At 56.8% G+C, this 13462-nt stretch carries 13 protein-coding genes and 1 tRNA gene; 4 read left to right on the forward strand and 10 right to left on the reverse strand.

What is annotated here, in order from left to right; translation table 11 throughout:
• Positions 1-108: 108 nt before the first annotated feature.
• Positions 109-2067, reverse strand: coding sequence for an ATP-binding cassette domain-containing protein (locus tag ACKC9G_RS12275; protein ID WP_411405742.1), 1959 nt, complete (start codon positions 2065-2067; stop codon positions 109-111).
• Here ACKC9G_RS12275 and ACKC9G_RS12280 point away from each other — a divergent pair.
• Positions 2066-2599, forward strand: coding sequence for a TIGR02444 family protein (locus tag ACKC9G_RS12280; RefSeq protein WP_411405744.1), 534 nt, complete (start codon positions 2066-2068; stop codon positions 2597-2599). The genes ACKC9G_RS12275 and ACKC9G_RS12280 overlap by 2 nt on opposite strands.
• Here the strand turns inward: ACKC9G_RS12280 and ACKC9G_RS12285 are convergent.
• The 3 genes from ACKC9G_RS12285 to ACKC9G_RS12295 form a co-directional block, all read right to left on the reverse strand.
• The gene (locus ACKC9G_RS12285; RefSeq protein WP_411405746.1) at positions 2564-3448 is read right to left on the reverse strand and encodes a DMT family transporter; all 885 of its coding nucleotides are present in this window, start codon (positions 3446-3448) and stop codon (positions 2564-2566) included. The two genes, ACKC9G_RS12280 and ACKC9G_RS12285, sit on opposite strands and share 36 nt — an antisense overlap.
• Before the next feature lie 137 nt (positions 3449-3585).
• Positions 3586-4125: a hypothetical protein gene (locus tag ACKC9G_RS12290; protein WP_411405748.1), complete on the reverse strand. Its 540-nt coding sequence runs from the start codon at positions 4123-4125 to the stop codon at positions 3586-3588.
• Positions 4122-4853, reverse strand: coding sequence for an AraC family transcriptional regulator (locus tag ACKC9G_RS12295; protein WP_411405750.1), 732 nt, complete (start codon positions 4851-4853; stop codon positions 4122-4124). Before ACKC9G_RS12295 ends, ACKC9G_RS12290 begins: the two co-directional genes overlap by 4 nt.
• 198 nt (positions 4854-5051) lie before the next feature.
• Between ACKC9G_RS12295 and ACKC9G_RS12300 the strand changes: the two genes are divergently transcribed.
• The gene (locus tag ACKC9G_RS12300; RefSeq protein WP_411405752.1) at positions 5052-5348 is read left to right on the forward strand and encodes a hypothetical protein; all 297 of its coding nucleotides are present in this window, start codon (positions 5052-5054) and stop codon (positions 5346-5348) included.
• 66 nt (positions 5349-5414) lie between these two features.
• Here the strand turns inward: ACKC9G_RS12300 and ACKC9G_RS12305 are convergent, their stop codons facing one another.
• From ACKC9G_RS12305 to ACKC9G_RS12330, 6 genes are all read right to left on the reverse strand, one after another.
• A complete protein-coding gene (locus tag ACKC9G_RS12305) occupies positions 5415-5849 on the reverse strand; it encodes a hypothetical protein (RefSeq protein WP_411405754.1) in 435 nt (144 codons plus the stop codon).
• An 11-nt stretch (positions 5850-5860) separates the two neighbouring features.
• Positions 5861-6445 (reverse strand): superoxide dismutase [Fe], encoded by a 585-nt coding sequence (gene sodB, locus ACKC9G_RS12310; RefSeq protein ID WP_411405756.1) that lies wholly within the window; start codon positions 6443-6445, stop codon positions 5861-5863.
• Between the two features lie 222 nt (positions 6446-6667).
• Positions 6668-7621, reverse strand: coding sequence for a thioredoxin-disulfide reductase (gene trxB, locus ACKC9G_RS12315; protein WP_411405758.1), 954 nt, complete (start codon positions 7619-7621; stop codon positions 6668-6670).
• Between the two features lie 258 nt (positions 7622-7879).
• A complete protein-coding gene (locus ACKC9G_RS12320; RefSeq protein WP_411405760.1) occupies positions 7880-9628 on the reverse strand; it encodes a SulP family inorganic anion transporter in 1749 nt (582 codons plus the stop codon).
• Between the two features lie 17 nt (positions 9629-9645).
• Positions 9646-11388, reverse strand: a complete 1743-nt coding sequence (locus ACKC9G_RS12325; protein WP_411405762.1) for a TIGR01244 family sulfur transferase — start codon at positions 11386-11388, stop codon at positions 9646-9648.
• Positions 11389-11435: 47 nt separating this feature from the next.
• Entirely contained in the window at positions 11436-12302 is an 867-nt protein-coding gene (locus ACKC9G_RS12330; RefSeq protein WP_411405764.1) for an MBL fold metallo-hydrolase, read from the reverse strand.
• 305 nt (positions 12303-12607) lie between these two features.
• Between ACKC9G_RS12330 and ACKC9G_RS12335 the strand changes: the two genes are divergently transcribed.
• Together ACKC9G_RS12335 and ACKC9G_RS12340 are read left to right on the forward strand one after the other, a co-directional pair.
• Positions 12608-12684 (forward strand) — tRNA-Arg (locus ACKC9G_RS12335).
• Positions 12685-12927: 243 nt separating this feature from the next.
• Positions 12928-13350: a hypothetical protein gene (locus ACKC9G_RS12340; protein WP_411405766.1), complete on the forward strand. Its 423-nt coding sequence runs from the start codon at positions 12928-12930 to the stop codon at positions 13348-13350.
• Positions 13351-13462 lie beyond the last annotated feature (112 nt).

Consider the following 13462-nt stretch of genomic DNA (forward strand, 5'->3'; position numbering starts at 1 on the left):
CGCCGTTTTTGTACGGCTTGTCAGCCGTCCATCAGGGCCCTGCACCCAGGTGCAGGGTTCTAACAAAAAGCATGACAATTGTGGCAGAGGGTACTCGTTTCCTGGTCGTTAGTCGTCCAGGGCGTTGCTTAATTGTATTTCCAATTGTTCCAGCTCTTCCGTGAGTCCGAGCCAGATTTCCTCTGCATTTGCCAGCCGAGTTTGCACGTCTGCTTGCTCAGTTAGCAAGCCTTTAAGCACAATCTTCTTACTTTCGTCATAGATGGAAGGATCCGCCAAAGCTTCATTCAATTCGGTCAGTTTTGCTTCCAGTTTGCCGACTTCAGCTTCCTGTTTTTCCGCCTTTTTCTTAAGAGGGCTGAGCTGCTGACGCATCTCGGCAGCCAGACGCTTGCGCTCCTTTCGGGCGGCAGCGTTATCGACCACAGGCGCGGCGGGAGCGACTTCTTTTTTGACCTCAACTTTGGGTTCTGGCGCCGCCTGTGGTGCGGACTTGGTATTGCGTTCGCTCAGCCAGCGCTGGTAGTCGTCCAGATCGCCGGGGAATTCCTCGACCTTGCCATCGGCTACCAGCAGGAAGGTATCGACGCAGCTGCGCAGCAGGGAACGATCGTGGGACACCAGTACGATGGCACCTTCGAAATCCTGCATGGCCATCGTCAGCGCATGACGAACTTCAAGGTCCAGGTGGTTGGTTGGCTCGTCCATCAGCAGTACGTTCGGACGTTCGCAAGCAATCAGGGCCAATGCCAGGCGGGCTTTTTCTCCCCCGGAGAAAATGCCGACTTCTTCAAAGGCACGATCTCCCAGAAAGCCGAAGCTGCCCAGGAAGTTGCGCACCTGCTGCTCACTCCAGGCAGGCTTGCGACGTTGCAGATGCACTGCCGGTGTCGCGTCCATATCCAGGGATTCCAGGGTGTGCTGGGCAAAATAGCCGATGCGCAGGTGTTCGCCGGAGTGGTACTCGCCGCTGCGCAGTGGCAGCTCGCCGACCAGCGTCTTGATCAGGGTGGATTTACCCGCACCGTTCGGACCGAGCAGGCCAATACGCTGACCGGGCTGCAGGCTCATCTTCATCTTGCCGACGATGGCTTTCTCGGCATAGCCCAGACTGGCATCGGTCAGACTCAATAGCGGATGGGACAGCTTATCGCTGGCTTCAAAGGTAAAGGTGAAGGGCGTGTCCACGTGCGCCGCAGCAATACGCTCCATACGCTCCAGCGCTTTGATACGGCTCTGGGCCTGACGGGCTTTGGTGGCTTTCGCCTTAAAGCGGCGAACGAAGTCTTCCATGTGGGCGATCTGCGCTTGCTGACGCTCAAACATGGCTTGTTGCTGCATCATGCGCTCGGCACGGGCCATTTCGAAGAAGGTGTAGTGGCCTTTATAAAGCACGGTTTTGCACTGATCGAAATGGACGATGTAATCCACCACGTTGTCGATAAAGTCGCGGTCATGGGAGATCAGCAGCAAGGTGCCCTGATACTGGCGCAGCCACTGCTCCAGCCAAAGGGTGGCATCCAGATCCAAGTGGTTGGTGGGCTCATCGAGCAGCAGCAGATCCGAAGGGCACATCAGTGCCTGGGCCAGGTTCAGGCGAATACGCCAGCCGCCGGAGAAGGAGGAAACTTCACGCTCGTGGTCATGGGGGCCAAAGCCCAGACCATCCAGCAGCTGCCCGGCGCGTGCCTGTGCACGGTAACCATCGATGGCGGCAAATTCAGCGTGCAGTTCGCCCAGTTCGATATAGCGCTCCTCGCTCTCGGCGAGGGCCATTTCATTTTCCAGACGGCGGTATTCGGTATCGCCGTCCAGTACGTAATCCAGCGCGGTACGTTCTGAGGCGTGAACTTCCTGACGCATGTGGGCGATACGCCAGCCGGAGGTGATGGACAAATCGCCGCTGTCAGGTTGCAGCTCGCCAGTCAGCATCTTGAACAGGCTTGACTTGCCTGCGCCGTTGGAGCCGATAATACCGACCTTGTAACCTGGGTTGAGAGTCAGGTCGGCTTTATCCAACAAAAGCTGGCGGCCACGCTGAAGACTGAGTTGGCTGAGTTTTATCATGAAAGATTCGCAATACCTGCAGGCCCCGGCCGGGGCGCTTTGGACTTTTGCCTGCCGCCTCTACGATCAGCCTGGGGTGATGACATGCTGTCTCGACGCTCAGGATCAGGCGGGGCTATCGGTAAACTGGCTGCTTGCCTGCGCCTGGTTGTCCAGTCGTGGGCAAAGGCTCGATTATAACGTGATTCTTGGCGCAACGGCATGGCAGGAATGGCATCGGGAGGTCACTTCGCCATTAAGAAGTGCCCGAAAGCACCTTGGCGTGCAAAATCGGCAGCATTCGCTCTATGCCGTCCTGAAAAATGTGGAGCTGGACGCTGAGCGCGAGGAGCTGGCTATGCTTGAGCGCTGTTGTGCTCCCCTTACCGCTGCTGAGCAGGATGTGGATGCGGCAACGCTGATGCAGGATAACCTGCTGGTGTACCTGCACAGCACCGGTTTGCAGGGCGAGGCGATTGAGCACTGGCAGCAACAGCTGATACCGCTTCGCCAGGGTTCACTGCGCCTGCGCGATGAGCTTGCCGGCCCGTAAGCGAGACCAAAGCCAGGGCAGTAGCGCCGAGGTGACAATCAATAAGCAGGCGAGCCACAACCGGGGTGAGCCTTCCGCGACTGCGAAGACGACCAGCAGCAAGGTCGACAGTAGCGGTGCGCTATAGGCCAGTAACCCCAGCAGCGACACATTGCCGTGCTTCATCCCGTAATCCCAGGTAAAGAAGGCAATACCGACCGGCCCCAGGCCCAGCGCGAGAATGGCCAGCCAGTTGCGGTCTGAAAGTGCAGCCATTGGCGCTTCAAAAAGCTGATGGGCGATCAGGCCCAGCACTGCCGTCGCCAGACAAAACCAGCCGACAGAATCCGTGGCGACCTGTTGCTGCAGGCGCGACGTGACGGAATATCCGGCCCATAAGAATGCTGCGATCAAGGCGGCAAGGTAGCCGCTGATCTCTCCGCCTCCCCAGTGATGTCCGGGTTTGATCACAATCAACAAGGTACCCGCCAGCCCCATTAATGCCGCCAGCAGATGAGGCAACTGCAGTTTATGTCCCGGTAGCAAGCCTGAGAACAGGACGATTAACAGCGGCCACAGATAACACAGCAGGCTGGCTTCAATCGCCGGGGCATGCTGTAGCGCGTAGAAATAGCAGGCGTGATAACCAAATAATCCTCCGGTGCCCAGTAGCCAGCTTTTCACTGGTACACGGGCAAATCGAAGGGGCGATTGTCGGCAAAGAGCCCACTTCACCAGCATGACGCAGAAGGCGAGGGCGAATGTCATTGCCAGCAGTTTGAAGGGGGGAACCGGGCCCGCCCAGCGTGTGAACAAGGCCAGCAGGCTCCAGAGGGCGATGGCGCTGTAACCGATTAAGGTGGCATGCATGAAAAGACTCCTGAGCTGAACGGGCAGAAGTCTAGGGGAGAGCGATGGGCGTTGCTTGTGAGTGTTCGCCGGGCTGTGGCGAAAGTGCACATGGCGGTTGCGCACAGGCATGCCGCGGCCGTAGGGTGTTGGTGGCTTTAGCCCGAGGACTCTTCTTCCAGCGGCAGAACGTTCTGACCCGGCTCGTTGATGCGGCAAAGTCCCTGCAGGTGGTGAATCAGGCGGATTCCACTGCCAAAGTCACAGCGACCTGAACGTAGGCTGACCCGAATCAGCACACCGCTGCCTTCGGGGCGTCGCGGCAGAATCCGTATCGCCAGATCCTGTCTGAGCAATCCGAGGGCGAAGCGACGCGTGGCCTCAAGTCGTAATTCCTCCGGCGCATCGCGGGCAATGGTGAAGCCATGACGACGGCACCAGCGGCTGAGTAGCATAAAGAGCGTTGCCGGATTTTGCTGGCATTCCAGTGGGCTTAGCTCCGGGAAGTGTTGCTCCTGAAGCAGGCGTTGTTGTTCATCCCACTGCAAGGAATTCTGCCAGCGTGAGCGCTGGATACTCAGAAACTCAGGAGGGGACTCAGGCGCGTTGGTGATGTCGTGCAGCAGAATAAACCAGCGGCGATAGCTCCAGATCAGTCCGGCGATCACCAAGAACGCAATCAATGCGGCGAGTATCATTGGGTAAGTTCCAGTCGCCGTTGCCAGTGGCCTGGTGCATGGCCCGTCTCACGCCGAATAAAGTGGCTGAAGTTGGAGGTGTCCTGATAGCCGAGGTGCAGGGCGGTTTCGGTCACACTCACGCCCTGTGTTAGCCAGGCGATGGCACGCTGGCAACGCCAGTACTGCCAGCATTGCTGTGGGCTGCGTTGCCAGTGCTGTTGACATAAGCGGTGCAGAGAGCGGGCGCTGAGCCCCAGTTTGCGCGCCAGGGTTTCGAGTTTGGGTGGTGTATCGAGTTGCTGATGGATGCAGTGATAAAAGCGTACCAACACCGTCGGCAGCCAGGCAGGGTCACCGTCGGCCAGTAAGCTCAGGCACAGATTGCCGAGGTGCTGGCGGCTTTGCTCATCGGGCTGATGCCTTAGTGCCGAAGGCAGATAATCCAGAAAGGCGCGAGCCCCCGGGCCGATGGCAAAGCTGGTATGCAGAGGCAATTGCTGAGGGGCTTGCCGGCCGCTGGCGGGCAGATCCAGTACCAGAAACTGGTCGCTGCTATCGGCATGAAAGCCATGCAGCATCTGCGGGGGGATGCAGGCGCCGCGCTCGGTGTTTAACGTCAGGGCGTTGCCTTCAATGTCCAGATGCAAGGCTCCTTTGAGCGGCAACACAATCTGAAAATAGCTGTGCTGATGCACTTGCCGAGTGGGCAGATAATGGCGCTGTTCCATATATCCGGATGCTTGCACTGGTTTTCCCCATACCCTGAGCTTCAGGCGTGAACGCGCGGCAGTGGACGGTTTGCCGTGTTCATCATGCTAGCTTACAATGTGTGCCCATTCATCCTTCTGAATGTTTCTTTACACGCAGGAATTCTGCGGGAAACATGCGCTGTTGAGGATGATGTCTCCTTACTCACATTCCACCACGGATGTTTAGCTGCTGGCATGATGAAGCCCAAACGTAAAACCCTCTCCGAAAAATGGCGACTGGCTGCCGTTAGTCAGGGGGTCGATGTCGGGGTTGCACGCCTGGGACAGCTGGTATTCCAGTCCCATTACGAAGGGCGTTTGCCACACGCAGAGAATGTCGGTGTGAATGCCTGGGGCAATATGATCAGCTTTGCCCTGAACGAGCCGGATGCCGCCAAGGAACATTGGAAGTGGCTGCTCTCAACCGAGCAGGATGCGGTGGAAGAGTCTCCCGAAGAAATCGAAGACGATGGGCAGATGCCCTTATTCTGAGTACCAGATAACGAACGTATTGCCGGTTTCCCTTCTGTTTTCATCCTCTTCAGCTTGTCTGGATAGCTAGTCGTAATCCTTTGGTGTCGGCGGCAAACCGTGCTTCAGCAGCCAGAACTCTCCAAGCCAGGCCAGCAAAATTCCGCTCAGCACCCCAAGCATGTTATAGCCCACGTCATACCATTCCATGATGTGAGAGTGGCCAAAGACTTCCAGCCCTTCATGGCCAATGGCCGCCAGTGTGCACAGAATCAAACCCAGCAACCAGCGCTGACCGCCCAGCAACCATTGCACCGGAATGCTTAGGAGAAAGAAGGCCAGCCAGTGCAGCTCTTCGTGCCAGGCTCCGGAGGCATAATGGCCCACCACGCGAATTTGCGAAGCGATAAGCAAGGTGACCAGTTCGATAGCCAGAAGCTGCAGCAGGTAGCGTCGACGACGCGGATGGGAAGGATGCAACCACGAAAAAACCCGGCCTAAGCCGGGTTTTTTTTCGGACACAGGGGTCGTCATTAGCCTGCCAGGTTGGCAGCAACGAATTCCCAGTTAACCAGTGCCCAGAAGTTTTCCATGTACTTAGGACGCGCGTTACGGGTGTCGATGTAGTAAGCGTGTTCCCAAACGTCACAAGTCAGCAGAGGCGTTACACCTTCTTCGGTCAGCGGAGTGCCAGCGTTGGAAGTAGAGCGCAGTTCCAGTTCGCCAGCAGCGGTTTTCACCAGCCATGCCCAGCCAGAACCGAAAGTGCCGATCGCGCACTTGGTGAACTCTTCTTTGAATGCAGCGAAAGAACCGAACTTGGCATTGATGGCATCAGCCAGTGCGCCAGTAGGTTCGCCACCTGCGTTAGGTGCCAGGCAGTTCCAGTAGAAAGTGTGGTTCCATACCTGAGCTGCGTTGTTGAACAGGCCACCAGAGGAAGAACGAATAATTTCTTCCAGAGACTTGCTGGCGTTATCAGTACCGGCAACCAGGTTGTTCAGGTTGGTTACGTAGGTCTGATGGTGCTTGCCGTAGTGATATTCCAGGGTTTCCTTGGAGATGTGTGGCTCAAGCGCGTCCATCGCGTACGGCAGAGCGGGCAGTTCAAAGCTCATGGTGTTCTCCTATCAGTGCAATCAGGGTTGGTTCTTTTATTGTCGATAACTGCCGGAGGCGGTTACCGAAAACAGTCGCACTCTGATGAGTGTCGTTGTTATTGCAACCCCAGCATCTTAGCACTGCGATCCGGGCTTTTCATGGCCGAGAGCGACAGCACCTCACGGATGCCTTGGGGTGAAACAGGAAAGGCCCGTCAATGACGAGCCTTTCGATAAGGATTATTCCGCGTTTTCGAGGAAACGCTCTGCATCCAGTGCGGCCATGCAGCCAGCACCTGCAGAGGTAATGGCCTGGCGGTACACCTGATCCATCACATCACCTGCGGCAAAAACGCCGGGCTTGCTGGTGGCGGTCGCCATGCCTTCAAGGCCGCCTTTGACCTTGATGTAGCCATTGCTCATGTCCAGCTGGCCTTCGAAGATGCCAGTGTTGGGCGTATGGCCGATGGCGATAAAGACGCCGTCGACATCCAGCTCTTTGATTTCGCCACTGTCGACATCCTTGATGCGCATACCCGTCACGCCCATGTCATCGCCCAGCACTTCTTCCAGAGTGTGGTTCCACTCCAGCTTGACGTTACCGTTAGCCGCTTTGTCGAGCAGTTTGTCGGACAGAATTTTTTCGGAGCGGAAGCTGTCACGGCGATGCACCACGGTCACTTCTGCTGCGATGTTGGATAGATACAGCGCCTCTTCAACGGCGGTATTACCACCACCGATGACCGCGACTTTCTTGTTACGGTAGAAGAAACCATCGCAAGTGGCGCAGGCAGAAACACCTTTACCCTTGAAGGCTTCTTCGCTGTCGAGGCCAAGGTAACGGGCGCTGGCGCCAGTACAGATGATCAGCGCATCACAGGTATAGGTCGCACTGTCACCGATCAGACGGTAAGGGCGGGAAGACAGGTCTGTGGTGTGGATGTGATCAAACAGAATTTCGGTATTGAAGCGTTCAGCGTGCTCGCGCATGCGCTCCATCAGTGCAGGGCCTTGCAGACCTTCGACATCACCGGGCCAGTTATCGACTTCGGTCGTGGTGGTCAGCTGACCGCCCATTTGCATACCGGTGATCAGTACCGGATTCAGGTTGGCGCGCGCTGCATAGACAGCGGCAGTATAACCCGCAGGGCCGGAACCCAGGATCAGCAGACGGGCGTGTTTGGTTTCGCTCATAGTGCACCTTTCACTTCAAATACGCGTTGGCCATGCAATGGTGACGCTGACGCAGAAATTCAATAGCAAGACGGAAAGTTGCTAAGTGTATTGGTCTGCGACAGCGGCGCCTAATGAAGCCAACTTATCAGAGTCATTGACTAAGACTATCAGAAAGCCCGTGCACATAACTCCTTGTCGGACATAAAAAACCGCGATAAGCCAGAGCGCTGATCGCGGTGTGTTGTGAGTGCAGGTGATGACTGATCGTCGCGGGGGCTAGGGCACAGTGGTTATCCGCGGTGTGCTGACGTGGCAGGCGGCTTCACCGTGTAACTGCTTCCAGGCCTCGTATTGGCTAAGGAAGACCTTGCCGGTCAGATCCTGCAGGAAATGGGTACGCTTGAGCATATCCATCACCGGGCCTTTGACCTCCGACAAGTGCAGCTGCACACCGCTGTCGGAAAGGCGTTGATTGATCGCTTCGAGGCTCTCCAGCGCTGAGGCATCAATCAGGTTAACCGCCGGACACATTAAGACCAGATGCCTGAGTTTGGGCTGCTGGGCGACCAGCTCATAAATGCGGTCTTCCAGATAGCGGGCATTGGCAAAGTACAGGCTTTCATCGACCCGCAAGGTCAGGACGGCCGGATCGGTTTCCACCTGAAAACGCTCGACATTGCGAAAGTGTTCGGTGCCAGGCAGGCGGCCGACGACGGCACTGTGGGGACGCGAAGTCCGGTAGAGGTAAAGCAGCACGGAGAGTCCAACACCCGCCATAATGCCGGTTTCCACACCGTCGACCAGCGTCAGTACCAAGGTGGCAGACATGGCGGCAAAGTCGCTGCGGCTATAGTCCCAGGTGCGCTTCAACGCTTGAAAGTCGACGAGCCCCAGCACGGCCACAATAATGGTAGCGGCCAGTGTTGCCTTGGGCAGAAAGTAAATAAGCGGGGTCAGCAGCAGCGCCGCTATGGCGATGCCGACCGCGGTGAAGGCGCCGGCGGCTGGCGTCTGGGCGCCTGCATCATAGTTAACGACGGAGCGGGAGAAGCCGCCCGTCACCGGGAACCCCCCGGAAAAGGAAGAGGTCACGTTGGCGGCGCCCAGGCCGATCAACTCCTGATCAGGCGAGATACGTTGACGGCGTTTGGAGGCCAGGGTCTGCGCCATGGAAACCGATTCAACAAAGCCAACGATGCTGATCAACACCGCAGACATCAGCAGTTCACGCCAGGCTTCACCGGGAAGACTGGGAATCTGCAGTGCCGGCAAGCCTGCATCTATCGCGCCGACAATCCTGACGCCTGCGGAGTCCAGGCCGCCAAGCCAGGTCACCGCCGTTGTCAGCGCCACCACGACCACCGGGCTGGTTTTGGATAACAGATCGGCGCTGCGAGCCGACAGTTTTGTTTCCAGCAGCAAGGGTTTCAGAAAGGAGCGGCTCCAGAACAGGAAGATCAGGGCAAAGCTGCCTATAAAGAGCGTCGGCCAGTGAATGTCAGCAATATGGCTTGCCAGGCTGGAGAGCAGCGTCAGCAAATCATCGCCGTGAGCCTGAATCCCCAGAATATGCTTGAGCTGACTGGCGGCGATGATCAGGCCTGAGGCCGTGACAAAGCCGGAAATCACCGGATGGCTGAGAAAGTTGGCAATCATGCCCAAACGCAGGATGCCCATGGCAATCAGCACTGCGCCGGACATTAACGCCAGCAGAATGGTGGTTTCCACGTAAGCGTCACTGCCGGGACTGGCGATCTGGCTGGCTGCCGCCGCTGTCATCAGGGAGACCACGGCAACCGGGCCTACCGAAAGGGTGCGGCTGGTGCCAAAAATCGCATAGGCCACCAGCGGCAGAATACTGGCGTACAGACCCACCTGAGCGGGGAGCCCGGCCAGCAAGGCGTAGGCCAGCGATTGCGGGATCAGCATGATGGTGACGATCACCGCCGCCACCAGATCGGCGCCGAGAATATGGCGGTTGTACTCGCCAATCCAGGTCAGAATCGGAAGATAGCGCTTCAGCATGGCCGCGACTCCTGCTCTCAGGGCTTCTTGGCAGAGCTATTGCCGGTGAAGTCGCAGGCTTGCTCTGCCTTTTCCTTCAACTCGGTAGTGCTCAGGTAGTCCGGTGCGGCCAGCCATTCACGGCCCTTCAGCATGGCATTCCAGTAAAGCCAGGGCAGCATGTTGGCTTTGAGCATCCACGACAAGCGGCTTGGGCGTTTACCTTCCAGCAACCAGGTGGGGAAAGTGGGGAGCAATTTGCCGCCATAACCAAACTCTGCCAGAACAATCTTGCCGCGCTCGACCGTCAATGGGCAGGAGCCATAACCGTCATAGGCTGCCTGGGGCTGACGACCGCTCAGTGACAGCAGGACGTTTTCCGCCACCACCGGGGCTTGCTGGCGGACAGCTGCGGCGGTTTTGGCATTCGGGGAGTTGGCACAATCGCCGAGGGCGAAGACATTGCCGTAGGTTTTATGGCGCAGGGTTTGCGGGTCCACATCCAGCCAGCCTGCAGCATCGGCAAGGCTGCTGCCTCGGATAAACTCAGGAGCGCGTTGCGGCGGGCAGACATGCAGCATGTCGAAGCTTTTCTCGACCTGCGTCACTGTGCCTTCTTTATCGGTGACAGAGAACACTGCTGTCTTATTGGGGCCGTCGACTTCCACCAGATTGTGCATAAAGTTAAGGCCGATCCCGTACTTTTCGATGTACTCCATCAGGGCGGGAACATAGGCCGCTACACCAAACAGCGCGCCACCAGCGGTGCAGAATTCCACTTCCACATCGGGCAGGACACCACTTTTCAACCAGTGATCACAGGACAGATACATGGCTTTCTGCGGCGCGCCGGCACATTTGATCGGCATGGGAGGCTGAGTAAAGAGGGCTTTGCCCTTGCGGGTTTTCTGCACCAGCTCCCAGGTGTAGGGCGCGGTGTCGTAGTGATAATTGGAGGTCACACCGTGCTGACCGAGGGTTTCCTTTAAACCCTGGATGCCTTCCCAGTTCAGGCTTAGGCCCGCTGCCACGACCAGCGTGCGGTAAGCGAGGACAGTGCCATCCTTGAGCATCACGCTCTGCTGGTCGGGCATCATGCCGCTCACTTCGCTGCGATACCAGGTCGACTGTTCTGGCATGACATCAGCCATGGGTTTGCCGGTTTCCTGCGGGGTGAAAATACCGCCGCCGACCATCGTCCAGCCGGGCTGGTAATAATGGGTATCGCGGGGTTCGATGATCGCAATATCCAGATCGCCCTGGCGTTTAAGCAGGCTGCTGGCCACGGCCAGACCCGCGGCACCGCCGCCAATAATCACCACATCATGTTTCCTGGCGGGAGCTGTGAAGGTCGCATTGGCGTTCGCCAGCTCCTGCATACGGGGTTGTTGGGCGCTCAGGTCATAACCTGCTGCGGAGGCAGTATCCAGCGCTGACTGAACACGCCCGGCCCGGGCTTCATTCATGGCCCACAGAATCGTACTGCGCGTCCCTGTGCGGCAGAACGCCAGGATGGGCTTGGGCAGGTTCTCCAGCAGTGTGCCGAAGTCCTGAATATCCTGATCCGTGATCTGGCCCGAAATCACAGGGAGATAGGCCCATTGCAGACCGGCGGCCTGGCAGGCATTTTCCAGCGATGGCATGTCCGGTTGATCATCACTCTCTTTCGCCGGACGGTTGCAGATCAGGGTACGAAAGCCCTGCGCCGCGACGTCACGGATATCGGCTTCCTGCAACTGTGGGGTCACGCTCAGGGCAGAGGTCAGCTGGCTGATTTTCATGGGCATCTCCTGATTTCTTATGGTGTTCTCGTTATGCCAGGGACGGATCAAAACAGGTTGATCGGGATTTTCAGGTAGGTCTGGCCGTTGTCTTCCGCAACGGGCAAGTGACCGGCACGCATGTTGATCTGCACTGAGGGCAGAATCAGCCGCGGCATGCTGAGGGTTTTGTCACGCTCGGTGCGCATGCTTACGAAGGCTTGCTCATCAGTACTGTCTTTGACGTGGATATTGCCTTCGCGCTGAGCTTTGACGGTGGTTTCATGGACGTATTCAGTCCGCCCCGGTGCCTTGTAGTCATGGCAGAGGAAGAGCCGAGTGTCCTCCGGCAGGGCGTAGAGTTTATGAATGGACTGAAACAGGGTGGCTGCATCCCCACCGGGGAAATCACAGCGGGCAGTGCCGTAGTCCGGCATAAACAGGGTATCGCCGACAAAAGCAGCATCACCCATCACATAGGTCATACAGGCCGGAGTGTGCCCCGGTGTGTGCATGGCATGGCATTCCAGCGAGCCAATATGAAAGGTTTCGCCATCCACAAACAGGTGATCAAACTGGCTGCCATCACGAGCAAACTCAGTACCGGCATTAAAGGCCTTGCCGAATGTTTCCTGCACTGTCGTGATATGAGCGCCAATGCCCATTTTGGCCTGAGTATGGTCACGCAGATAAGGCGCTGCCGAGAGGTGGTCGGCGTGAACATGCGTCTCCAGCACCCACTCAACCTTGAGTTGATGCGCTTTGATGTACGCCAGAATTTCCTCAGCAGAGCGCGTGTCTGTGCGGCCTGCGGCATAGTCGAAATCCAGAACAGAGTCGACAATAGCGCAACTTGAGGAGTTGGGGTCTTCCACCACATAACTGAAAGTAAAGGTGGGTTCATCAAAGAAGGCGGTGACCTTAGGAGAATTCATAAGATGTACCTGCTTATTAATATATGGAATAAGCTTAGAGCTTAAATTTATATAAAGTGTAGAGAGCTTTTTTATTAAAGCCAAGATGCAGGACAAAAATGTCATCAAGTGGCGTGTCTCTGGTATCGGGCGCGCGGTGAAAAGCGTTATCAGGAATTGCAGGATGTTGGAGTTGAGGGCATGCCGCTGACGGCTAATAAAACCGATGTGTGGAGCTAATCTATTGATTTTTCACTGCCTGAGGCTGGACGTCACCCCGGTGCCTCAGTAATATACGGCCTCGTTCAGGCATCTTGCCGGACATTGCGCCCGTAGCTCAGCTGGATAGAGTAGCAGGTTCCGATCCTGTTGGTCGGGGGTTCGAATCCCTCCGGGCGCGCCACCTCAAAGCCTTATACGGCGCGGCTTTCAGCCAAATCCCCAAAAAATTATCTTCCCCGAAAATGGCTACTGTGACCCTCACTGTGACCTTGCCTTGTATTGAGGCCCTCCCAAGTAGACCCTTTTAAAGCGCTGATTGATACTCTATGGCGGATAGGGCCAGCGTACATTTTCAGGTCTTGGCCCGGTGCGCCGGACTGAATTTAACTGCACAAAGTTGCCGTTCAGCGGATGCCTGTCTACGTTGTACTTACTGACATTTTTGTTGCTGGTAGGTAAGGGAATAATGGTTAGGCAACTGGTAGCAGGTATTACCGTGATCGCCTTTGGCACTGGCGTTGCCTTCTATTTTCTCAATCAGCAATCCACCGAAGTCCACGAGAACTTCAATCCAGAGGCCTGGCACTCTCACATTCCCAGCCGGGCTCCCATGATCTACACGCTCACTCATCAGTATGACCTGACCGCCATGTCACAAGCGCAGATCATAGAATTGCTCGGGCAACCCGATGGTTATTATGAAAGGGATGAGTTTCCCGCCTATCGCTTGCGGCTGGGCAGAGACTGCGTGTTCGCTATCTCAACAGATCAATCCACTGGCTTGGCTGATGGCTGGCAGGTAGCCCCGCGAGGTTGCCTGCGGCAGAAAAAATCGCAGAAGCAGTGAGCTCCGGCATCGCAAAGCTTCTAACTACCTTCGCTACTCACATTCCTGCTTCTGCCTTTCGGGCCGTTATCGGAAATCTCGGTTGTCGATAGCAAAAAACCGGGCAAGCCCC

The sequence above is a fragment of the Pokkaliibacter sp. CJK22405 genome (assembly GCF_046614695.1).
Taxonomy (GTDB): domain Bacteria; phylum Pseudomonadota; class Gammaproteobacteria; order Pseudomonadales; family Balneatricaceae; genus Pokkaliibacter.